24 protein-coding genes are annotated in these 21906 nt (G+C 44.5%); 20 read left to right on the forward strand and 4 right to left on the reverse strand.

The window, feature by feature from the left end:
• Window positions 1-2 precede the first annotated feature (2 nt).
• The 3 genes from pstA to phoU all read left to right on the forward strand — a co-directional run bounded on the left by pstA (window position 3) and on the right by phoU (window position 2455).
• Window positions 3-878 carry a phosphate ABC transporter permease PstA gene (pstA, locus tag H509_RS0117460; protein WP_028546220.1) on the forward strand — a complete coding sequence of 292 codons (876 nt, stop codon included), beginning with the start codon at window positions 3-5 and terminating at the stop codon, window positions 876-878.
• 12 nt (window positions 879-890) lie between these two features.
• On the forward strand, window positions 891-1664 hold the full coding sequence (gene pstB, locus H509_RS0117465) for a phosphate ABC transporter ATP-binding protein PstB (RefSeq protein WP_028546221.1): 774 nt from the start codon (window positions 891-893) through the stop codon (window positions 1662-1664).
• 131 nt (window positions 1665-1795) lie between these two features.
• Entirely contained in the window at window positions 1796-2455 is a 660-nt protein-coding gene (phoU, locus tag H509_RS0117470; RefSeq protein ID WP_028546222.1) for a phosphate signaling complex protein PhoU, read from the forward strand.
• A gap of 108 nt (window positions 2456-2563) precedes the next feature.
• On the opposite strand, the gene H509_RS0117475 is transcribed toward phoU, so the two are convergent.
• Window positions 2564-2971 carry a hypothetical protein gene (locus H509_RS0117475; protein ID WP_036697689.1) on the reverse strand — a complete coding sequence of 136 codons (408 nt, stop codon included), beginning with the start codon at window positions 2969-2971 and terminating at the stop codon, window positions 2564-2566.
• Window positions 2972-3112: 141 nt separating this feature from the next.
• Here H509_RS0117475 and polA point away from each other — a divergent pair, with 141 nt between their 5' ends.
• From polA to H509_RS0117500, 5 genes are all read left to right on the forward strand, one after another.
• Window positions 3113-5785, forward strand: a complete 2673-nt coding sequence (gene polA / locus H509_RS0117480) for a DNA polymerase I (protein ID WP_028546224.1) — start codon at window positions 3113-3115, stop codon at window positions 5783-5785.
• A 69-nt stretch (window positions 5786-5854) separates the two neighbouring features.
• Entirely contained in the window at window positions 5855-6685 is an 831-nt protein-coding gene (mutM, locus tag H509_RS0117485) for a DNA-formamidopyrimidine glycosylase (RefSeq protein WP_028546225.1), read from the forward strand.
• 244 nt (window positions 6686-6929) lie between these two features.
• Window positions 6930-7646, forward strand: a complete 717-nt coding sequence (gene ytaF, locus H509_RS0117490) for a sporulation membrane protein YtaF (protein WP_028546226.1) — start codon at window positions 6930-6932, stop codon at window positions 7644-7646.
• Window positions 7647-7680: 34 nt separating this feature from the next.
• On the forward strand, window positions 7681-8277 hold the full coding sequence (gene coaE, locus H509_RS0117495) for a dephospho-CoA kinase (RefSeq protein WP_028546227.1): 597 nt from the start codon (window positions 7681-7683) through the stop codon (window positions 8275-8277).
• 8 nt (window positions 8278-8285) lie between these two features.
• The gene (locus H509_RS0117500) at window positions 8286-8855 is read left to right on the forward strand and encodes a lytic transglycosylase domain-containing protein (RefSeq protein ID WP_245596128.1); all 570 of its coding nucleotides are present in this window, start codon (window positions 8286-8288) and stop codon (window positions 8853-8855) included.
• A 94-nt stretch (window positions 8856-8949) separates the two neighbouring features.
• On the opposite strand, the gene H509_RS0117505 is transcribed toward H509_RS0117500, so the two are convergent.
• Window positions 8950-9171 (reverse strand): alpha/beta-type small acid-soluble spore protein, encoded by a 222-nt coding sequence (locus H509_RS0117505; protein ID WP_028546229.1) that lies wholly within the window; start codon window positions 9169-9171, stop codon window positions 8950-8952.
• 112 nt (window positions 9172-9283) lie between these two features.
• Between H509_RS0117505 and nrdR the strand changes: the two genes are divergently transcribed.
• The 8 genes from nrdR (at window position 9284) to H509_RS28805 (ending at window position 16980) form a co-directional block, all read left to right on the forward strand.
• On the forward strand, window positions 9284-9766 hold the full coding sequence (nrdR, locus tag H509_RS0117510; RefSeq protein WP_028546230.1) for a transcriptional regulator NrdR: 483 nt from the start codon (window positions 9284-9286) through the stop codon (window positions 9764-9766).
• A gap of 343 nt (window positions 9767-10109) precedes the next feature.
• The gene (locus tag H509_RS0117515) at window positions 10110-11165 is read left to right on the forward strand and encodes a DUF4198 domain-containing protein (RefSeq protein WP_028546231.1); all 1056 of its coding nucleotides are present in this window, start codon (window positions 10110-10112) and stop codon (window positions 11163-11165) included.
• Between the two features lie 9 nt (window positions 11166-11174).
• A complete protein-coding gene (locus tag H509_RS0117520) occupies window positions 11175-13166 on the forward strand; it encodes a copper resistance protein CopC (protein ID WP_084159249.1) in 1992 nt (663 codons plus the stop codon).
• A gap of 295 nt (window positions 13167-13461) precedes the next feature.
• Window positions 13462-13806 (forward strand): PH domain-containing protein, encoded by a 345-nt coding sequence (locus H509_RS0117525; protein ID WP_028546233.1) that lies wholly within the window; start codon window positions 13462-13464, stop codon window positions 13804-13806.
• 557 nt (window positions 13807-14363) lie between these two features.
• Window positions 14364-14804 carry a phage integrase SAM-like domain-containing protein gene (locus H509_RS28445; RefSeq protein WP_245596129.1) on the forward strand — a complete coding sequence of 147 codons (441 nt, stop codon included), beginning with the start codon at window positions 14364-14366 and terminating at the stop codon, window positions 14802-14804.
• A 3-nt stretch (window positions 14805-14807) separates the two neighbouring features.
• Window positions 14808-15413 carry a tyrosine-type recombinase/integrase gene (locus tag H509_RS28450; RefSeq protein WP_281169757.1) on the forward strand — a complete coding sequence of 202 codons (606 nt, stop codon included), beginning with the start codon at window positions 14808-14810 and terminating at the stop codon, window positions 15411-15413.
• A 348-nt stretch (window positions 15414-15761) separates the two neighbouring features.
• Window positions 15762-16661, forward strand: a complete 900-nt coding sequence (locus H509_RS0117535; RefSeq protein WP_028546234.1) for a tyrosine-type recombinase/integrase — start codon at window positions 15762-15764, stop codon at window positions 16659-16661.
• Window positions 16662-16890: 229 nt separating this feature from the next.
• Window positions 16891-16980 (forward strand): putative holin-like toxin, encoded by a 90-nt coding sequence (locus H509_RS28805; protein WP_425414248.1) that lies wholly within the window; start codon window positions 16891-16893, stop codon window positions 16978-16980.
• Between the two features lie 182 nt (window positions 16981-17162).
• Here the strand turns inward: H509_RS28805 and H509_RS0117540 are convergent, their stop codons facing one another.
• Window positions 17163-17564 (reverse strand): hypothetical protein, encoded by a 402-nt coding sequence (locus tag H509_RS0117540; protein WP_028546235.1) that lies wholly within the window; start codon window positions 17562-17564, stop codon window positions 17163-17165.
• Between the two features lie 192 nt (window positions 17565-17756).
• A complete protein-coding gene (locus H509_RS25765) occupies window positions 17757-18050 on the reverse strand; it encodes a helix-turn-helix domain-containing protein (RefSeq protein ID WP_036698025.1) in 294 nt (97 codons plus the stop codon).
• Between the two features lie 260 nt (window positions 18051-18310).
• On the opposite strand from H509_RS25765, the gene H509_RS0117550 reads away from it, so the two are divergent.
• The 4 genes from H509_RS0117550 to H509_RS0117560 all read left to right on the forward strand — a co-directional run bounded on the left by H509_RS0117550 (window position 18311) and on the right by H509_RS0117560 (window position 21902).
• Window positions 18311-18847, forward strand: a complete 537-nt coding sequence (locus H509_RS0117550) for a hypothetical protein (protein WP_028546236.1) — start codon at window positions 18311-18313, stop codon at window positions 18845-18847.
• On the forward strand, window positions 18844-19167 hold the full coding sequence (locus H509_RS0117555) for a hypothetical protein (RefSeq protein ID WP_028546237.1): 324 nt from the start codon (window positions 18844-18846) through the stop codon (window positions 19165-19167). The genes H509_RS0117550 and H509_RS0117555 overlap by 4 nt, the downstream gene beginning before the upstream one ends.
• Before the next feature lie 413 nt (window positions 19168-19580).
• Window positions 19581-19763 carry a hypothetical protein gene (locus H509_RS28025; RefSeq protein ID WP_169450939.1) on the forward strand — a complete coding sequence of 61 codons (183 nt, stop codon included), beginning with the start codon at window positions 19581-19583 and terminating at the stop codon, window positions 19761-19763.
• 933 nt (window positions 19764-20696) lie between these two features.
• A complete protein-coding gene (locus H509_RS0117560) occupies window positions 20697-21902 on the forward strand; it encodes a hypothetical protein (RefSeq protein ID WP_028546238.1) in 1206 nt (401 codons plus the stop codon).
• Window positions 21903-21906: the final 4 nt, after the last annotated feature.

The raw sequence follows: 21906 nt of genomic DNA on the forward strand, positions 1-21906 counted from the left end.
TCATGACGATGTTTCAGGATGCGAACCGCAAGCAAATCAGCAACCGCCGCAAAACCGACCTTGTCCTTCATCTGCTGTTTATTGTTGCGACATCGATCGGTATCGTAGCCTTGATGGCCCTATTAATTAGTATTATGATGGATGGTCTGTCCCGATTGAACTGGGATTTGTTTACAAATTATCCTTCGCGTCTCGCCTCAAAAGCAGGGATGAAGTCAGCGGTGGTGGGATCTATTTATATGGTGCTTATTATGGCACCGATCTCGTTCATACTCGGCGTAGGAGCAGCGATCTATCTGGAAGAGTACGCCAAGAAGAATGCCATCACACGCTTTATCCAATTAAATATAAGCACGTTGGCAGGCGTGCCGTCGATCGTATACGGCATTTTGGGCTTGACGATCTTTGTGCGTGGCATGGCGCTCGAAAGAAGTCTATTGTCCGGCTCTCTCACGATGACGCTGCTCGTGCTGCCGATTATTATCGTATCTGCCCAAGAGGCGATACGAGCCGTACCAAGAGCCCGGCGCGATGCGTCGTTCGCCCTTGGTGCTACCAAATGGCAGACGGTTGCACGTTCTGTGCTTCCGTCCTCGATTTCAGGCATTTTAACTGGCGTTATTCTTGCCTTGTCCCGTGCGATCGGGGAGACAGCTCCGCTTGTGATGATTGGCGCCTTGACGTTTGTAGCTTTCTTGCCAGAAAGTATTATGGATCAGTTTACTGTAATGCCGATCCAGATTTTTAACTGGGTATCGAGACCGCAAGTCGCATTCCACGAGTTGGCAGCGGCAGGAATCATCGTCTTGCTGGCGATGCTTATCCTGATGAATATATCAGCTATTATTCTTCGCAATAAATATCAGAAAAATGTGTAAGGAGACGAGCGCATGAGCACAGCGACAGCATTAAAGACTCTCATTAATATTAAAGATTTGGATCTGTATTATGGTACCTACCACGCGCTGAAGAAAGTATCGATGACGATTCCAGAAAAGGCGGTTACTGCTTTTATCGGACCTTCTGGCTGTGGTAAATCAACGCTTCTCCGTACACTTAACCGTATGAATGACATGATTATTGGCACACGTATCGAAGGCAAAGTGGAAATTGGCGGTACGAATATTTACAGCAACGAGGTTGATGTGGAGACATTGCGGAAAAAGGTCGGCATGGTATTTCAACAGCCGAATCCGTTTCCGAAGTCCATTTATGACAACATTGCATATGGACCGAGATTGCATGGTATTCGCAGCAAAGCAAAGCTTGACGAGATCGTAGAGCAAAGCTTAAAGCAGGCCGTATTGTGGGAAGAAGTGAAAGATTATTTAAAACGTTCCGCATTCAGCCTTTCAGGTGGTCAGCAGCAGCGTCTTTGTATTGCACGTGCATTAGCGGTTAATCCTGACATTTTGCTGATGGATGAAGCAACGTCTGCATTGGACCCGATTTCTACCTTGAAAATTGAGGAACTGGTACAAGAATTAAAGCATCGTTATACGATCGTGATGGTTACGCATAACATGCATCAAGCGGCACGTGTGTCTGACCAGACCGTATTTTTCTTAAACGGTGAAGTGGTGGAGTTTGATCAGACTGAAACGTTGTTCTCGAACCCAAGCGATAAACGGACGGAAGATTACATTACAGGCCGATTTGGTTAAGGGATCGTGAAAGACTTAAATAGACAATATGTATACACGATAGGTAGAGGTAAGAGGCATAGGCAACAGGATACATCAATAAAGATGGAAATAGACTACATTTCGGCTAGCGAGGAGAGTAGGAAGAACCGATGATTAAGCGCAAAGAATTTGACTTAGGACTGGAAGAACTGAGCCAGTTATTAGTGGATATGGGTCGTCATGTTGAGCGAGCGCTATCTGAATCTATAGCGGCGTTAAAAACTCAAGATGTGGAGCGTGCCAAAAAGATTATTGCGGAAGATGTAGATCTGAATGGCATGGAAACTAAGATTTTGGATCTTGGTTCCAGACTTATTTTGACCCAGCAACCGGTAGCCAAGGACCTGCGCCGTATTTTGGTGGCCTTCCGGATCTCAAACGATTTGGAGCGGATGGGCGATTTGTCGATCGATGTAGCCAAAGTTGTCGTTCGAATGAATGGTCAAGCGCTTATTAAGCCGCTGATCGATATTCCACGTATGGCGGAGATCGTACAGCTGATGATTAACGAATCCACGCAAGCTTATGTGGAAGAGAATGTGGACTTGGCTTATAAAATGGCGAAGGAAGATGACAACGTAGATCAGCTGTACAGTCAGATTTTCCGGGAGCTGCTGACTTATGTGGCGGAAAATCCGCAAAATGCTTCGCAAGCGATGTCGTTGCTGTTTGTAGGTCGTTATATTGAACGAATTGCGGATCATGCGACGAATATCGGTGAAAGTATTGTGTATTTGGTCACCAACGAAAGACCCGATTTGAACAACTAAGCCTGCCCTTTAACGAGCCGAATGGATTTGATCCATTCGGCTATTTTTATCTGAATGTTAGACATGGCGATGAATAAAGCGAATAAAGCTTCGAATAAAGCTAAGTTTCTATTTTGTGGGTCGAAGTGACACGATAACATTTATAAATAAAATGTAAATAGGGTATGCCGTAATGTAGAGCAGCACTAATAATCCAGTCCCTGGGAGTGGTGTGTCGTTTTGGTCTGTAATCGGATATACATGAGCAACAATTTTAATGAATAAAATAAAAAATGGAAGCCATAAAATGGACAGTGCGTATTTAATCTTTTTTTCAAAAAACAAACGACGAGTAAAGTGGTAACATATAATTGTAGTAACTATAATAATTACAATATTTATCCAACTAATCGTTTTCCCTACATCACCAAGATTAAAATATTTCTCTATCCGATATTGATTCATTATTAGTTCAACCTGCAAAAAAAGGGACAGAGCATAAATGAAACTTATACCGCTTAATTTTAATAATAACAACTTAAATCCTCCTTCTATACTCGTTTTTCTTTCTAAAATCAAATTTGAGTCTATTATATCGTACACTTTCAGCCCGCAATTTCCATAACAGGGCCGCGCTATGATATCATGAAGTACAAGAGATTGGATTGAGGTGCGATTATGGAAAAATGGATTATTATTGACGGAAACAGTATTGCGAATCGGGCGTTTTATGCAATGCCGCCGCTTACTAATTCGCAAGGATTACATACAAACGCTGTATACGGCTTTACGACGATGCTGCTGAAGCTGCTGGAAGAGGAGCAGCCAACGCATATCGTAGTCGCTTTTGATGCAGGCAAAATTACGTTCCGTCATGGCGATTACAAAGATTATAAAGGCGGCCGTTCCAAGACCCCGTCGGAACTTTCAGAGCAGTTCCCTTTAATGAAGGAATTGATGGAAGCGATGGGCATTGCTCAATTCGAGCTGAGCGGATATGAAGCGGACGATATTATCGGTACGCTCACACGTATGGCAGACGAAGAGCAGAAGCAGATGATGGTCGTAAGCGGAGACAAGGACATGCTTCAGCTGGCTTCAGAATATGTTACGGTTGTGCTTACCCGTAAAGGGGTTACGGAAATCGAGAAGTATGATCCTGCTGCGATCGAAGAGAAGTATCAGCTAAAGCCGTTGCAAATCATCGATTTAAAAGGCTTGATGGGAGATAGCTCCGACAATATTCCAGGTGTTCCAGGTGTGGGCGAGAAAACAGCACTAAAGCTGCTGCATCAATATGGCAGCGTAGAAAGTGTGTTGGAGCATGTTGGGGAATTAAAAGGCAAGATGAAGGAAAATATCGAGAATCACGCGGATGATGCTCGGATGAGCAAACAGTTGGCTACGATTTATCGTGAAGTTCCAATTGAGCTGGAACGTGAGAAAATGGCATTTGAAGGCATTCCTGCGGCAACGGCTTTGCCGATGCTGCGCAAGCTGGAGTTCAAGTCCATTCTTGAACGGGTTGAAAAGCTGGCGGCGAAGCAAAGTGGTGAGGAAGTGAGCGAGGAGCCTGTAATCGAGTTGGCGCTCGAGACGATCCTCGTGACACTGGAAAATATGCCGGAACTAACGTCTGCCTTAAAGCAAGGGGATGTAGATACACTTGTGCTAGAAGCCCACGGCGACAATCCTCATTATGCTAACTTTTTTGGTCTGACTTTTGGCTCGAAAGAACGTTATTGGCACATGTCTAAGGAGATGCTTCTGTCGGAGGATGCCGCGCCAGTACGGGCTTGGCTGGCAGACGCTGATCAGCCTAAGTACGGGTTTGATCTGCACCGTACCGAATTGGTGCTGCATTGGCTTGGTATTGTACTGGCAGGAGCAGCGTTTGACGTGCAGTTGGCCGCTTATGTACTAGATCCAAGCGATGCTGCTGCGACGGTACAGTCTACAGCCATGAAGTATGAGCTGACAGTTGTGCAAGCGGATGAAGAGGTGTACGGCAAAGGTGCCAAGTTCAAAGTGCCTGCGGATGAGTTGGTGGCGCAGCATGCGGCGCGCAAAGTTTATTTGATCCGTGAATTGGTGCCTCTGATGGAGCAGGATTTGCAAAAATATGAGATGAGCAAGCTGTATTATGAGCTTGAGCTTCCGCTGTCGTCCATTCTTGCGCAGATGGAGAAAACGGGCATTAAAGTAAACAAGTCCAGTCTGGAGAAGCTGGGTGAGCAGTTTACTGCTGAGATTGAGAAGACGATGACACGGATTTATGAGCTGGCTGGGATCGAATTTAATATTGGTTCCCCGAAGCAGCTTGGCGAAGTTTTATTTGACAAGCTTGGACTGCCTGTCATTAAGAAGACCAAGACGGGTTATTCCACAGATGCGGAAGTGTTGGAGAAGCTGGAACCTTATCACGCTGTCATTCCGTTAATTTTGCATTATCGCCAGATGACAAAGCTTCAATCCACTTATATTGAAGGGCTGCTAAAAGAAGTGCGCCCAGATACAGGTCGTGTCCATACGTATTACCGCCAGACGATTGCAGCGACAGGGCGTCTAAGCTCCCAGTTTCCCAATTTGCAAAACATTCCGATTCGTCTGGAAGAAGGCCGTCAAATCCGCCAAGCATTTGTCCCTTCAGAAGCAAACTGGAGCATCGTAGCGGCTGACTATTCGCAGATTGAATTGCGTGTACTCGCCCATATTTCTGGTGACGAGAAGCTGAAGGAAGCGTTTATTCAGGATATGGACATTCATACGAAGACGGCTATGGATGTGTTTGGCGTGCAGGCAGAAGACGTAGATGCGAATATGCGTCGCTCCGCTAAAGCGGTCAACTTTGGTATCGTGTATGGAATTAGTGACTATGGATTATCTCAAAATTTGAACATTACACGTAAGGATGCAGCGAAGTTTATTGAACAGTATTTTGCTGTGTTCCAAGGTGTGCGTCAATATATGGAAGATATTGTGAAAATGGCCCGTCAGGATGGATATGTAAAAACGATGCTGGAACGCCGCCGTTATTTGCCAGAGATTAATGCCTCCAACTTTAACTTGCGTTCATTTGCGGAGCGGACGGCGATGAACACTCCTATACAAGGAACGGCTGCTGACATTATTAAGCTAGCTATGGTGAAGATGGACGAGCGCTTGCGCAAGCTTCAGTTAAAGAGCCGCATGCTGCTGCAAGTACATGATGAATTGGTGTTTGAAGTGCCTGCCGACGAGGTAGATGTGATGAAGAAGCTGGTGCCGGAAGTGATGGAGCAAGCAATTGAATTAATAGTGCCGCTTAAGGCGGATGTTAGCGTAGGGACCAACTGGTACGAGTCCAAATAACACTAAATTCAACCAGCGTGCCCTCTACTGTACGCTATACGGTATAATAGACAACATGAGGTGATTGATATGCCAGAATTACCAGAAGTAGAGACGGTTAAACGTACGTTAAATGCATTAGTTGCAAACAAAACTATAAAACAGGTGACGGTAACGCTGCCTCGAATTATACAACGGCCTTTAGAAATAGAAGCGTTCTGTGCTGCGTTATCGGGTCATACGATACAAGAAGTAGGCAGACGCGGCAAGTTTTTGCTCATCCATTTGGATGGGCTAGTGTTGGTGTCTCATCTGCGTATGGAAGGGCGATATGGTGTGTATGCCTCGGATGAGCCTGTTGAGAAGCACACACATGTCATTTTTCACTTCGAAGATGGGACCGAGCTTCGTTATAAGGACGTCAGACAGTTCGGCACGATGCATCTGTTCAAGCCAGGTGACGAGATGAAGCTGCCGCCCTTGCATAAGCTTGGGATCGAGCCGCTAGGTTCTCAATTTAATGCGAACGTGCTTGGTGAAGCATTGCGCAGACGTCGGAGCTTTATTAAGCCGGTGCTGCTGAATCAGCATGTTGTTGTTGGATTGGGAAACATTTATGTAGATGAAGCCCTGTTCCGCGCTAACATTCATCCACTTACAGCAGCAGATTCGCTAACGGATGAGCAAGTTCAGCGGTTGCACGACGCTATTTTGGTCACATTGCGGGATGCGGTAGAAGCGGGTGGCTCCTCCATTAAGTCATATGTAAATGGACAAGGGGAGATGGGCATGTTCCAACATCAGCTTCAAGTATACGGGCGTGAGGGAGAGCCTTGTGTCACTTGTGGCCACATCATTGAAAAGTCGGTCGTTGGCGGTCGGGGCACACATACGTGTTCCCGCTGTCAGCCGCGTCCATAATACGTCCATAGTGAGTCCGTAAGTCGTCAAAATGAGTGGAAAGTAAATTAAGCCGCAATACGATTGCGGAGTATGATTGAATCGTAATCGTTACGGTTATTTGATCAGGCACCACTAATGTTCCGAATACCAGCATGACAGACAGCACGGTATGCACCTATATCCGCTCCAGCCCATATGATAGGGTACAACAATCTACAGCCTGCATGTACTCGAATCAGGCAAGGAGCAGGAGGGAATAAGGTTGCTCGTTCATGCTGCATCTTTAATTGTATTGGCGTTTGCCCTAAGTTTAGATAGCTTTGGGGTAGGGATGACTTACGGGATTAGAAAGCTGCGAATTCCGTGGTTGTCGATCGTAATTATTTCTATATGCTCGGGACTCATTATACTGCTGTCGATGCAGGTCGGTTCCGCTATCATTCACTGGTTCTCTGATACAGTAGCACGATGGATTGGTTCGCTTATTTTGATCGCGATAGGATGTTTCTCTGTTATACAACTTGTCCGCTCTCAGCCTGCTGAAATAGGTTCTGAGGGGTTTCATGACAACGTGGTGACGGTTAAAGAGCGCAGTTCAGATGTGACCTTGTCGAGCACTGGCGAGTTAAATCATTCCAGACCCGTCGTTGAGCTACAGTTACGAAGGTTAGGCATCATTATTCAAATATTGCGAACACCGCAGGCGGCAGATATTGATCGTTCGGGCACCATTAGTGCGGCTGAGGCGGCATGGCTTGGCGTAGCGTTATCTTTGGATGCGTTCGGAGCTGGTATCGGTGCTGCACTGCTCGGCTTTGCTCCGATTTTGACTGCGATAGTGATTGCGTTGTTCAGTGGCAGCTTTTTGTTGTTTGGGATTCGGCTTGGCACAAAGTTTGCCGAGTGGAGTTGGATTCGGAAGCTCTCGTTTCTGCCGGGATGTTTACTGATCATTATGGGAATTATGAAACTGTTTTAGAGATTGCTCTTCAAAGCGGAAATGAGGTGAAAGCATGAACATTGGGCTTACGGGAGGGATCGCTTCCGGAAAAAGCACGGTATCTGCCATGTTGGTAGATAAAGGTGCGCGTCTTGTTGATGCTGACCGAATTGCCAGGGAGATTGTGCTTCCTGGCAGTCCGGTGCTGGCACAGATCGCGGAGCGCTTCGGTCACGAAATGCTGCTGCAAGACGGGGCGTTGGATCGCAAGCGACTTGGGGCGGTTGTGTTCGGAGATGAGGCGGAACGGAAGGCGCTAGAGGGGATCACACATCCAGCTATACGTCAGCGCATGCTGGAACAGATGCGCAGCTACGAACAGGAACAGCCGGACAAGCTGGTAGTGGTAGACGTGCCCCTTATTTATGAATCCAGGATGGAGAGTTTATTTGAAGCGGTGATGGTGGTATACGTTCCCCATCAAGTTCAGTTGGAGCGTTTGATGAAGAGAGACAGCCTTTCACCGGAACAGGCCAAGCTTAGGCTGGCAGCGCAGATGGATATTGAAGAGAAACGATTACGAGCAGATTATGTCATCTATAACGATCAAGGACTTGAGCATACAGCACACCAAATTCATGAATTTCTTAGTCACAAGGGCTTATTATGAATAAACTTATGCGTATACTACGAAAAAAGAGTGTGCTGCTTGTGTTGTTCCTTGGTTTTATGTTTGTGCTTTTTGTTCAATCTCAGTGGCTCGGACGTTGGATGTATCCCATTCATTTTGAGGATTCGATTCGTGAACATGCTGCAAAGCAGGATTTGGACCCGCTGTTGGTTGCCGCCATTATCCGGGTTGAAACAAATTATGAGGTTGGAAGGGAATCGCGTAAAGGTGCGATTGGTATGATGCAACTGATGCCAACTACAGCGGATTGGGCGATGAAACAAATGAAGCTGCGCAAATTGTGGACGATAGATGAATTGCGGCGAGAGGCAGATCCGAACATTCAGATTGGCACTTGGTATTTAAGGTCGCTAATTAAACAGTATGACAACAATACCGTTGCTGCGGTTGCAGCGTACAATGCAGGACCTGGAAATGTGAGTGAATGGCTGCGGTCAAATAAGTGGGACGGAACACTTGAATCCGCTAAGCAGCAAATTCCTTTTAACGAAACAAAGTTGTACGTGCAGCGTGTATTCCATTATTATGAGAAGTATAAACGTGTGTATGGAGCTTGACATTTGACACGATAGCAGCGGATCAAGCGGATCATAAGTGAAGAAGCGTCGGACAAGCAGACGATGCTGCTCGATACGACGCCTCAACGGATCATTATTTGTATTGACCTGCAAGTTGTTGTTCTGCGATTTGGACAAGACGCTTCGTGATGTATCCACCGATGGAACCAGTGTCACGAGTCGCCATGTTACCGTAGTACCCGTCTTGCGGGATCGCAATACCGAGTTCTTGTGCGATTTCGAATTTCATTTGCTCGAGTGCACCAGTTGCTTGTGGCACTACTAAGTTGTTGCTGGAACGGTTGCTTTGGCTCATGTTTGTTCACCTCCTTGCGGTTGGTAATTGTATTGTGCGCAAAGTTGCGAATATCATTACACATAACCATTGGGATTTTTTTGAAAAAGATAAAGAAGAGGGGGGAATGCCGATGAAATGCCCTTATTGTGATCACTTTGGAACTAAGGTGCTGGATTCGAGGCCAGCCAATGACAACAAATCGATCCGTCGCAGGCGTGAGTGTGAATTGTGCAGCCGTCGTTTTACAACCTTTGAGATGGTTGAAGAAACACCGCTGATCGTCATAAAGAAAGATGGAAGCCGTGAGGAGTTTAGTCGCGAGAAGTTGCTGCGGGGACTGATTCGCGCTTGCGAGAAGCGTCCTGTATCGGTGGAGCGATTAGAGACAATCGTATCGGAAGTGGAAAAACAGCTTCGTACAACAGCTCATGCAGAAGTTGAAAGTCGTGATATCGGTGAATTGGTTATGGAACAATTGTACCCAGTGGATGAGGTGGCGTACGTTCGTTTTGCCTCTGTCTACCGTCAATTTAAGGACATTAACATGTTTATGAAAGAGCTTAATACGTTGTTGTCCAAGGATAATCTGAGTGATATTTCGAACAACAGTTAATTATGTGGCTGTCAGGCGACTCGATGGAATATCTAATCTGCCTTTTGATTAAACGTTAGAACATCAGCTACAAACTGATAAACGTAATAGCGGCAAGAGAGGGCTATATAATAGCCATTCTTTGCCGCTTTCTCCTTTTAGGAGGCAAGGCTTGTCACCCCACAATTTTTAATGCAGCAGACGTCGGAGCTTTTGTTCTGACGTTTTTTTGTGTTGTTCACAAAATGTTCACGATTAATGACTCTTGTTAGTCATTTCAATGATAAATATCACATTTACAATAAATATACTCGACAATATTCGCCATATCTAAATATGAAAAATTCTAGGGAGGAAACAAAACATGCGTAAAAAACTACTTTCCATTTTGATTGCTTCTGTCGTTGCAGCTACAATGGCAATTCCGGCAATGGCACATGACGGTTGGTCACAGACTCATGCGCCAATCGTAGGTGCTGGCGAAGTGGCTTATGTGGATCTACAGCTCGGCAATCATTCAAACCATCATGCAAGCTATCGGATTGAAGGAAAATGGAGTACCGATACGACTAAAGTGTTTGCAACGACACCAGCAGGCAAAAAAGTTGATATTACTTCCACTTTGTATTACACAGGTGAAATTACGGATACAGAAAATCCTGGTATGAATAACGGTTACATTGCTTCGTTGAAGAGTGCTACCCCAGGTGCTTATATTATTTCGGCTGAGGGAGACAGTATATTTAAGAACGGCGAAGTGGCTTCCCGTACGTTGCGCAGTGCGAAATCATTTGTAGCGATTAGTGATCTGCCTACTTTACAACGTGTTGCGCAGTTAAAGGGGTTTAATAAGCAAGTAACAACGGATCGCGCGGAGTTTGTTCCGCAATTTAATCCGGCTGCCATTACACCGGATCAGCAAGTTAAAGTACAATTGCTTTTGAAGGGCAAACCGTTGGCGGACACGGACGTATCCTTGATTCGCCGCAGTAATTCGGAAGCACAAGCGCTAAAGACAGATGCAAACGGTATTGTTACCTTTAAAACAGGTCCAGCAGATGCTTATCTGCTTCGTGCGAAGCCTGCTACCCAAGAGAAGGAAGAAGGACAATACAGCAGCGTTAATTATGAAGCTACGATGACATATACGGTTCAAAATGGCACTTTTAAAGTTGCTGCGGAAAAAGTAAATCCAAAGCCTGCCGTATATGTAAACGGTAAAGTGCTTGATGATAAAGCTGTAACGGTTAAAAATGGGACAACGATGGTTGACGCTGCGATTATCCAAGCACAAGTGGGCGCTTATGATGCTAAAGGCGAAGTATCTTTGCGGGCTGCTGTGGACAAGACGGGTGCTGTGCTTGAGTTCTTCCCTGCGGTAGGCGGAACACGTGCAGCAATCCACGTTTATACGAAGTAAGGCAGCTATATGCGAAAATGGCTAAATAAAGGAGTGGCAGCGATCATCATTTGTATGATGATCGTTTGCTTGCTTCCAATCCCAGCGGCACAAGCACATGCTTATGTCGCTAATTCTTATCCGAAGCAGGAAGAGGAGCTTACTACCGCGCCTGATCATCTTCATGTAACCTTTACAGAAGATATCGATACGAAGCTCAGCAGCGTCTCGATTGTGGATGAGAAAGGGAATGTGGTGTCTGCCAAGCAAAGCGCAGCGGGGGATCGCACGCTTATGCTGACAGGTTTTAAGTTGGCGGATGGTGTCTACACGGTCAAATGGCAGTCGTTATCCGTAGATACGCATGTGACGGAAGACTCATTTCGGTTTGCGGTTGGCGTGAAGCTGAAAAAGACAGGGCCATCTGAAACGGTTTCGTTGGATGACGAACCGGCGGCAGGGTCTGGAGCCTCAGGCAACTCAAAGCCAGATAAGCCTAAAGAGCCTATGAAGAAGCCAGAACAAAAGCCTGGCTCAGGAACAAATAAACCAACTACGCCTAATGGGGCTGGCAAGGAGCAAAAGCCATCTAGTTCAAGCTCGGAGGCGACAGGTGGGAAGCCGGTACAGTCTAAACCAGCTGCAACAACTGCGGAGCAGGGAAGCAATAGCACTAAGGCTGCGAACAATATAGATAACAAGAAAGCAGAACCCTCGGACAACACCAAAGAGGGTTTGACTGGCAGCGGCTCGAAGCCCGCAGGTAATGTAGAGGCAGGTTCTGAAACAGGGGATTCAGCGGAGCAATCGAAGTCCACTTCAAGTCAGGACTCGTCTGCTCAGCTTGATTCAAATGAAGCGTCGAAAGAGATGACTGCTAAGCCTGATGGTAATGGTGATCGTTCTCCAGCTTCAGAGGAGAGCTCCGGAACAATATCGACGTCGGATGCTTTAACTTCAAACTCTTCTGCATCCAAAGGTGATGGCAAGGAGGCTGCTGCCAATCAAGCTACTGGTTTAGGCGATCAAGCTACAACAAAGGAACCACTTGAGCATGTGCACGATGAGACCGCCCATCAGCACAATAATGCAACTGGAAGTGGGGCAGGTTTCAAGGGAGGGACCGCATTTCTGCGGATCGTAGACATCCTTGCAATCGTGCTGCTAGGTGCTCTGTTTTTGTTCAGGGATTGGATATTCATTCCTGTTGAAACTCGTGTATATGCAGCGGATCGTTGGTTTAGCTCATGGCTGTATACTTTGGTAGCTGCTGTACTGGCGATTAGCGGAGCGTTAAGATTGTATGACATCGGCAGACAACTAAGCGGGATCGGTACAGCAGAAGCGATGGGACATTTGCTCAGTACGACGATGCTCGGATGGATGACACTAGCACGCATCGGCTTGGCACTGCTCATTGCTATCTCGATGGCATTAAAGTTGGAGCAGGGAGCATGGCGAGCTGTACGCCTTGTGGTTTACATTGCTCTAGCCTTAACGTTCCCACTTACTGGACATGCTTACTCGCCAGAAAGCGGATTATCATTGATGGTGTGGATGCATGTGCTGCACATTATAGTAACCGCTGTGTGGTGTGGAGGTCTTATTGGTTTGCTGCTCGTCAGCATAAAGCCGGCGGACACAGAGCGTGGCGCCTTCTTGCAGCGTTGGAATGGGATGCTGCTGCGTTTCGCGAGATTGGCCCTGCCGATGATGGTGGCTGCGGGCATCTCAGGTGTTGCGTTGGCGCTCAATAAGATTGCCAGCTGGCAAGGGCTGCTGCACAGCACTTATGGTACGATGGTGATCGCCAAAGTGATGCTGTTCACGCTTGTGCTAGTTCTGGCCGCGTATCATCGTTACGCGCTAATGCCGAAGCTTTCCAGTGCAGCTTCAAATCAGGAGCTGGCGGAGAGCAGTTGGAGCGGCCTCGTCAGTGGCATTCGATTAGAGCTGTTTTTGGCGCTCTTGTTATTTCTTGCAGCAGGGCTCTTGTCCAGCAGCCCGCCGCCAATAGGGTGATCAGCTAGAAGCTGAAGACCCGTTGGTGATGTCGCGTGTATTCGACTTAGCATGGGCGATGAAACGCTGTGTTCTTGCTCCGATGTATACACATGTTACAGCAAAATGTGTGTGGTCGCGAATAGTGTTGATCTTTACAAGTTGTAGCCAAAGCCTTCCTTTCCACACCATCGTGGGAGGGAAGGTTTTTGTATTTTATTACAGACATATGATTGTGAAACAGAATTGAAGTATTTACGTATGTTAATATATATATAAAATTAGAAAACAAACTTTAACTTCGGGGTGGTTTCATATGATAGCAGACATAACACTAACCCAGTTCCAGGAGCATTTACGGCCGAATGAATCTCTTATTAAGCTTTTTCCTTGTACGTTAGCGCATACGACTGTTCATCCTGGCATGTTAGCCATAACAAATGATAGACTCCTATACTTGGGGAGAAGCTCGCTCACCAAGAAGACGTATACGGTAATCGATCAGTATCCATTTGAACATATTACTTATGTAACCGTGAATCGGATACCTTTTTATGCGAGGCTTATGTTTACTTGTAGGGATGAGTCGTATATATTTTATCAATTTCTGAATGGGGATATACAAGAGCTCGCTGATCTCATTAAGAGTAAAATCAGGTGACGCAATATGGTGCATGTGTGGCGGTACAGCTAGCTATTAAATTGATGCGGAGCTTTGCGTGGCATCGGGCTTTAGTAGAAAGCGTGTCGTATACTCTGCTCATGAGGATAGAGTTAGTAGGCTCCAGAACATGAAGGAGTCTTCGCAAGTGTGTGCACCTACGGTCTGTATGATAGCTTGGAGTTAAAAGAGTGGATATCGTTTTGTAGGTAAGCAGAATATGAAAACAATTGTTGCAATGCTGTTTTCATATATGCTATACTATTTAAGTCGATTGTAACACAGTTTACAATTACAGCACGGGAAGACCTTGGTACACGTGGATTTAGTAGGATGATTTATCGTCTAACGTAACATAAATTACACGGGGCCTTAGCTCAGCTGGGAGAGCGCATCGCTGGCAGCTCCGAAAGGGAAAACGCATAAATTTTGCTGTTTTCGCTAGTTGTTACGTAGGTTTTGACGTTGGATTTCATCGCAGATATGCACACTACCAACTTACCGATATGTACATAAACCCGACTCGCATCCGTAATACACGGAAGGGAGTTTTTTTTGTGTCTATAAGCGAGAAACGTAAGGGAAAATCGACTAAAAATGTGCGAACGTCGATGCGATTACAGTACTCACTCGACTATCTGTTTGACTATTACTATCAAGCGAAAGTTTCGGTAGGACGAGCGAAGAGTACCTTGAAGACGTACCAAGAAAACTATCAGTATTTTTGCGAATACTTAGAAACGCGAGGACTTGAGCGTGATGTTCGAAACGTAACAACGGAACTAGGTCGCGAGTATATTATATGGCTTCGTAATGAGAAAAAAAGGTTCAGCAATAAGTGTAATGTACCCGAACATGTCAAAACAGTTGGATTACTCCCCAAGTCAATAAATACACGAATTAAGAATATGAAGACGATGTTTAAATTTTTGTTTGAAGAAGGAAAAATTAATTCTGATCCATTAGCTCCAGTAAAATGCGTTGAGGATCTCGGATAGGAAATCAACGTTCTTGAGGTTGATTCCTTGAAACTATTACTAGAATCTCCAAACCAACGGAAATATTGTGATTTTCGTGATTATGTGGTGCTGAATTTACTAATTGATGCTATGTTGCGAATAGACGAAGCGTTGACTCTTCGGAAGGGGGACGTAGACTTTAAGACAGGTGCGGTCACTATCCGAAAAGAAATCGCTAAGAGTCGAAAGCCACGAATTGTGCCGATTACTAAACGAACACAGAAACTGCTACAGGAGTTGCTAAGAGAAACACAAGAGTTTGACAGTGATTACGTATTTCTTAGTAACTATGGCGAGCGACTGACCCCAAACAACTTCAGGCAGAGGCTTAAAAAGTACGCGGAAAAAGCAAATATTGATCCTGCGACTATCTGGCCGCATCTGCTTCGTCACACTGGAGCAACGTTGTTTTTGGAGGAAGGCGGATCTGAACGGCACTTACAAATAATTCTTGGACACGCAGACGGAAGAATGACTGCACATTATACCCACCTGTCCGATAAATCCGTCAAAAAGAATCATGAAGAATTTTCAGCACTTAATACAATAGTCGGATCTAGTAGTAAACCAAGAAAAATACTTCGTTAACTTAAAGACGTCGGTCCTTGTGGATCGGCGTTATTTTTTTAATGTCTCCTAAATTATGAGTTAACGACTTAAATATATATTAAAAGGAGACGAAAGTATTCGATAAACTCGTATAAGTCGAGTCGCAAACGGCGTACTCGTCACATTCGGATTGACCGCAGACATAGGTGTGGAGATGTAGCATGCGTTATGTATGTCTATTTATTGATGGCGTGGCTTTCCCCTTGTGTCCGCGATGTTTAAATTCTCGAATCTCTGATTATGCTGTTAATATCTTAGATTAGGGAGGGGATTATCATTAATGATTATCGCAAGCGAAGAGTATACTACGTTGAGGAGAAGGAAGATTTGAGCAACGTAACAATCTATCAGGCTGTGGATAAATTTCTTAGAAACAAACGAACTAAGAACTTAGATAAAAAAACGGTGGATTATTACAAACAAACACTAGGTGCATTTGTGAAATTCTTAGAAGAAATTGATGTCACTTTGCCAGGTGATATTATTACAGAGGATATTCAGGAATTTATCGAATTAAGAAAGAAAAAGGGAAATAAAGCACCTACCATAAATAAATATTTACGTGCTATTGAAGCGTTTCTTAGGTATTTGCAGCTTAAAGAAGCTATTGGTGATAATCCGGTCACAGAATTTGGAAGATTACAAGAAACTAAAAGGATAATCAGAACACTCGATGAAAAAATGATTATGGAAATATTTGGTGTGATTAATCAAGAATCCTTTGTTGGAGAAAGAAATTTCTTATTTATTTTGCTTTTGCTTGACACGGGGGTTAGATTAAATGAGGCTCTAGAGATAAAACTCACTGATATACTGTGGAATCAACGTAATATTTTTATATCAGGGAAGTACAACAAGGAGAGAGTTGTTCCATTCAGTGATACATTGGCAAGATATTTGGACAATTACTTAGAACGAAGAGGTACTTTAGAGCACGATTATGTTTTTGTCAATATTGAAGGAGATCAATTAAAGAGAAGAACCATTCAGGATTCTGTTTTGGATTACGCAAATGCCGCGAGTATAAAAGGAGTACGCATTTCACCACATACGTTCCGCCATACGTTCGCGAAGATGTACTTAATTCGTGGCGGAAACGTGTTCTCATTGCAAAAGATACTCGGACACTCATCCATCGAGATGGTTCGAGTTTACGTCGAAATGTTCTCGAATGAAATTGCGGAACAACACAATAAATATACACCACTAAACAATTTTCAATTATAAAGCCTACCTATGGATATAAAGACTACGTGGAAGTACGTACAGCTTAGTGAAGAGAATATAATTGATCAACACAAGCGGTTTAGTCCGTTGATTCACGTGGTGAAACGAAAGTTTTAACATGTGGATAACTTGTAGATAGGAGTCATGGTTTATTCGGAAGATGTTGCATAATAAGATTGCGTAATACAATTACGTAATTAGGAGATAGCTAGGGGCGATTGTGTTGGGTGTGTACGAGTCATTTACATTAATGTTTGCGTTTGGGACTTTCATTCTGATGTTTTTGGGGTTTATTGTAACACTGATTTTATGTCATTAGCGTACCAGGACAGTAAAGGCAGCCCAAAATCTTGGCGGATCGTGGGGCTGCCGGCTCAGAAGAATAATTAAATTATCTCCTAGCAAGGGACGTCATTCACAGTGACGTCCTTTTTCTATTTCATAGTTCTCTAAAATGGGAAAGTAAAGAAGTTTTGATTTCTTATCCGCAAGTGTCTTAATTTATCTTTTGTCATTTTCGACAATAAACTTTTTGAATAACTTGGCTTTCTCTTCAGTAATTTTTCCTTCTTCAGTCCACTTTTTTATTGATTTCTCAGTGAAATTGGGCTCAGATATTTGTATCTGTCTAATGCAACTCATGTATGTTTCCTGACAAAATATATCTGCCTGAGTTAAAGATTCAAACACATCAAAATCTCTATTATCATTGTGTCTTTCTTTATATAGCGTGATAGCCTTTTGCAATGTACCACTCGTTGTATTTGATCTTTCATAATTAAACCAGTTTTCCGCACAAATGAATTTTTCGAGTTTCTTTTTCTCATTAAATTGATAAATTGCAAGTAAAAGTCCGAAAAGGCCTACGATTAGTCCTCCCCAACTTAAAAGATTATCAGTCATAAACAATCCCTCCTAAAATATATGCTAGAAGTATAATAAGTACGTATTATCGTCAAATCACCGCATATTAACAGTCCTAGATTAATTTATACCTTCGCGGAGTAAGACGACTAATTTCACGGTAATATCGCTTATAGAGCACCTTTATAAGAGCCCACATGAGGATGATTCTACGATGGGTTTCTTCTAATATTAAAGTTGATCTCTCTTAGACTTAACAAACTCTTTAAAGCGTGCTATCTCTTCTAATTCCTCCATGCTCCAATCCTCGTCGTCACGATTCACATGAACATCTTCGCCAATTAACTGATAAATTTTCACGTTCAATGCATTGGCTATTGCGAGAAGAGTTTCTATAGAGGGGCTATATCGATCTCTTTCGATATCAGCGATATATGATCGTGAAAGATCGGTCACTTCCGCTAGTTCTGACTGTGTTAATCCTCTTTTCTTTCGAATGGTTTTTATGTTTGCACCAAATTTCATTATTAACACCTCGAATTTGTATTGTATATCCGACTATTTCTCATAAGTATACCCACTATGCTAAGCGATAACAATGCTTGAAATGACGTAAATACAAGTAAAAATGAGATAAATGGCGTGAATTCTAGATTTTATCTGGTTAATTCTTGAATTTGCTTTAAAAAGAGCAAATGTGCAACATTGCAATAATGACGTAAATACTGTACATTTAATTTAATAAAAGACGTAAATACACTACATTTTACGGAGGGATTATCGATATGACGACTATCGCATTGAATCAACGCTTCACCCGCTTACTCACGCAAGCCCAACGAGCACGCACGATTCTTACGACTATAGCCAAAATGAATAAAGTTGTTCGTGAAGAGGCGGAATGGCACTTATCTCGCATCAACGCATCTCTCGTACTTCTATGGGAAGAACCGAGCATGACTTCAATCCGTTTCCTGCGCAACGATATCCGACGATCATTTCGGTATGTGACAAGAACGCGAAGACTCGACCGTAAGCATACGCCGACATCTGTTCCAACGTCTACGCGAACGAGGTGCAGCCGGACATTCGAAATCGGTTACTGTCTCAGCCATCGAACAGGAAATTTCGAAGTTACATACGCCAATCTTGCGGTGTCGCCGTATGACCGCCCCAGGTTAACGACAGTAATCATCTTGCCACGCGCATTCCACCGTATTGTTCCAGAAGTGCATGAGCGTTCCATTGCGGGGTGCGTCGAAATCAATTACGCGCAAATGGTCAAACTCGGATTCTTCATAGAGCAGGTGAGCATTGCATGAAACGCGCAATCATTGAACTGGATCTCGGATATCAAATTGTTCATCTAAACGGATTTCTCGTCACTGAGGATTATCTTGTCGCTATAGATGATGATGTCATGTGGATGTACCATGTGTGTGAGAAGGAAGGTACGAACGTTTACGTCAGCACGAAAGCCGGATTATGGCTCGGTGAGCTAAAACGAAAAGAAGCCGATACACAAGCGCTTATATCGCGTGTACTCGACTTCATGAAGAACTTATCATTTTACGATTTCATTCGTTACCATCACGACTGGTCTATCGATTATAACTTCGAGTTCGTCGAAGCAGTGAGTTAGACCCTGTGCAAAATTTTGCACAGGGTTCCCCGATGAACCTTTCGTGCGCGCCAACGCACTACGGGGAGGGGAGTTCGTAATACCTTTTGCCAATGCTGGCAAGAAGTCCGTACTGTAACCGACGCCCTAAGTTCAACTTAGGCAGTGCTTCGCACGCCAATCGGAGACGGATCGCCGTGCGGATAGTTTCGATGCCCTAAGTCTAGGGCTTCGGGGTCGAGTAGCGTCTATTGCTTAATAATGGGTCGATGTAAGAGTCAAAGGTCTCATGCAAGGTGAAGGAGACTCGTACTCAAATCGGAGGACGTCCTCCGTTTTATTGAATGACATGTTGACATGTCAAACGCAAGAAGAACCACGCCGTCGGTTCGCGCCAACGTTCCGGCGGCAATAACTTCGAAAATCACTCGGTCGTGGGCGCGGCAACGCCCGAACGGAATCGACCGATTCACATAGATTCGCAATCATCGGCGGCAAACGTTCGATTGCTCGCGATTGGTAGCGGCAACTGCCGATCGTACTCGGATACTTTGGTCGGAGGGTATAAGCGACCTTCCGACTATTTCCAATTATATGCGAATACACGTTCGGTGTAAAGGCAAAAATAAATTTAGAAAACCTATTGATTCTCTAAAATCGACATGATAGAATGAAATTTGGGAGCTCAATTTTCGGATAGGGTTAACCTATTATATTAACCATCTCACAGTGTTTATTATAAGGGGTTTTAATCATTCCGTCAATAGGCTGTTCAAAATAATTCTTCATGAGAGGGTGTTTTATTATGGCTATTACTAACGTGAAAATGAAGCTTAATTCTAATTATAATCCGATTGTAAGAGCAGACCTATCACCCGGACAACCTCGATACAGGTGACGAGGATATCAAAGAGTATCACAGGGCGATTGCTTCGTGATTAGACGCCCAACTCGGTATTTCTCGTTGGTACTATTAATATAGAGTTCCACCGCGAGCTAAAAGAGCCGTACCTATACGTTAGTCGTCGGAAAGATTACGCGAAAAAGCGGACACTTTCTAATAGGGGAATGTCCGTATTTTGCGGATGGTTACGTATTAACGGCGTATCTCGTAGAGCTGATAAGCTCATCGAGGATACCAGGTCAAAGGCGTAATCGGCTTCGCCGAGCCTTCGCGTCTATCGACGCTCGCCACCAATGTACTATTAATAGATTTCCTCGTGGATGTAATTCCTTCGCGAAGAATGGCATGTGGAATACTCTTGCCCGCGTAGGTAAGCGAAGCGCACCGGCGCGGGACGGAGAAGTGGTCTTCTTCGACGTCACACCCATCGTTCTATCATTCGATGTGGTCGCGTTCAGCTAATAGCTGTTCGTTATCACTGCCGTTGATAGGGCGTAATTTAGCACATCATGCGTGCTAGAATTCGAAAAAAACCGCGTAGTGGTGCGGGTTTTCGGCGTTCGTCCTTAAAAGAAAAGTATGCGGATTCTATCGGTAATAAACGTAGCGTTGTCCAAGCTAACTTCAAACAAACGGAGGTTCTCAGATGGAGAAAATGACGGTCATTGATTCTATTATGGGTTCGGGTAAAACCTCATGGGCGATACAGCATATCAACGATTCCCCCGCGGAGAAGAGATTCATTTTCATTACGCCGTTCCTTGACGAGATAGCCCGCGTAATTGATTCGGTGTCGAGCCGCAAGTTCGTCCAGCCCGATAATGATAACGCAGAGGGACGGAAGATGTATGATTTGAAGCAGCTCGTTCGAAGTGGTGCGGACATATGTGCATCACATAGTTTATTCCGGACTGCTGACGACGAACTTATCGAGTTACTAACCGAAGCTAAGTATACGCTAATTCTGGACGAAACAATGGACGTTATCGAACGCGTGAACATTAAGAAACACGACATCGAGGCGCTTGTTAGTTCCGAGTACATACAAATTGAAGGAAATCGCGTTGTTTGGATATTCGATGAGTATTCAAGCTTACGGTTCAGGGATATCAAGGAACTAGCACAGGCGGGCAATTTATTCGTTTATCGCGATACGTTCATGGTATGGACGTTTCCTCCACGGATTTTCTCAACGTTCGATGAAGTGTACACCATGACATATATGTTCGAAGGGCAGCTACAACGATACTACTTCGATTTATACGGGATTGAGTACGAATACAAATCCGTAACAAAAGATGCGGCAGGAAATTATGAGCTATGCGAATACGATACCGCGAAAGAGAATCGAAGTGACCTCCTTCAATTGATCGAATTACACGAGGGTAAGTTGAATGATGTCGCGAAATCGAGTACCGCGTTAAGTACGAGTTGGCTGGGTAAGGCAAGCGGGGGCGTTATTACTCAACTCAACCGAAACTTATATACGTTCCTACGTAATCACTGTAAAGCCAAAGCCAATGAAATTATCTGGACTACCTTAAAGGATTATCAACACTCGCTACAAGGTCGAGGGTTCGCAAATAGCTTCTTAGCGTGTAATGCACGAGCAACGAACGACTACGCCGATAGATGGGCGTTAGCTTACCTATACAACCGGTACATGAATCCTCAGGAGCGAGCATTCTTCGAAGAAAACGGAGTAACCGTAAATCAAAACGCTCTCGCGGTGTCTGACTTACTTCAATGGGTGTGGCGTTCACGAATTCGTAGGGGCGAGCCTATAAAGCTATACCTACCGTCGAGCCGTATGCGTTCACTACTACTGGCGTGGAGTAAATACGAGATATAGGAGG

It is taken from the genome of Paenibacillus taiwanensis DSM 18679, from assembly GCF_000425125.1.
Lineage (GTDB): Bacteria > Bacillota > Bacilli > Paenibacillales > Paenibacillaceae > Paenibacillus_B > Paenibacillus_B taiwanensis.

What these genes read in the sequence shown, in the direction of transcription:
- pstA (WP_028546220.1), top strand. Translation starts at nt 3, where the DNA reads ATGACGATGTTTCAGGATGCGAACCGCAAGCAAATCAGCAACCGCCGC.
- pstB (WP_028546221.1), top strand. Translation starts at nt 891, where the DNA reads ATGAGCACAGCGACAGCATTAAAGACTCTCATTAATATTAAAGATTTG.
- phoU (WP_028546222.1), top strand. Translation starts at nt 1,796, where the DNA reads ATGATTAAGCGCAAAGAATTTGACTTAGGACTGGAAGAACTGAGCCAG.
- polA (WP_028546224.1), top strand. Translation starts at nt 3,113, where the DNA reads ATGGAAAAATGGATTATTATTGACGGAAACAGTATTGCGAATCGGGCG.
- mutM (WP_028546225.1), top strand. Translation starts at nt 5,855, where the DNA reads ATGCCAGAATTACCAGAAGTAGAGACGGTTAAACGTACGTTAAATGCA.
- coaE (WP_028546227.1), top strand. Translation starts at nt 7,681, where the DNA reads ATGAACATTGGGCTTACGGGAGGGATCGCTTCCGGAAAAAGCACGGTA.
- H509_RS0117500 (WP_245596128.1), top strand. Translation starts at nt 8,286, where the DNA reads ATGCGTATACTACGAAAAAAGAGTGTGCTGCTTGTGTTGTTCCTTGGT.
- H509_RS0117505 (WP_028546229.1), bottom strand. Translation starts at nt 9,171, where the DNA reads ATGAGCCAAAGCAACCGTTCCAGCAACAACTTAGTAGTGCCACAAGCA.
- nrdR (WP_028546230.1), top strand. Translation starts at nt 9,284, where the DNA reads ATGAAATGCCCTTATTGTGATCACTTTGGAACTAAGGTGCTGGATTCG.
- H509_RS0117515 (WP_028546231.1), top strand. Translation starts at nt 10,110, where the DNA reads ATGCGTAAAAAACTACTTTCCATTTTGATTGCTTCTGTCGTTGCAGCT.
- H509_RS0117520 (WP_084159249.1), top strand. Translation starts at nt 11,175, where the DNA reads ATGCGAAAATGGCTAAATAAAGGAGTGGCAGCGATCATCATTTGTATG.
- H509_RS0117525 (WP_028546233.1), top strand. Translation starts at nt 13,462, where the DNA reads ATGATAGCAGACATAACACTAACCCAGTTCCAGGAGCATTTACGGCCG.
- H509_RS0117540 (WP_028546235.1), bottom strand. Translation starts at nt 17,564, where the DNA reads ATGACTGATAATCTTTTAAGTTGGGGAGGACTAATCGTAGGCCTTTTC.
- H509_RS25765 (WP_036698025.1), bottom strand. Translation starts at nt 18,050, where the DNA reads ATGAAATTTGGTGCAAACATAAAAACCATTCGAAAGAAAAGAGGATTA.
- H509_RS0117550 (WP_028546236.1), top strand. Translation starts at nt 18,311, where the DNA reads ATGACGACTATCGCATTGAATCAACGCTTCACCCGCTTACTCACGCAA.
- H509_RS0117555 (WP_028546237.1), top strand. Translation starts at nt 18,844, where the DNA reads ATGAAACGCGCAATCATTGAACTGGATCTCGGATATCAAATTGTTCAT.
- H509_RS0117560 (WP_028546238.1), top strand. Translation starts at nt 20,697, where the DNA reads ATGGAGAAAATGACGGTCATTGATTCTATTATGGGTTCGGGTAAAACC.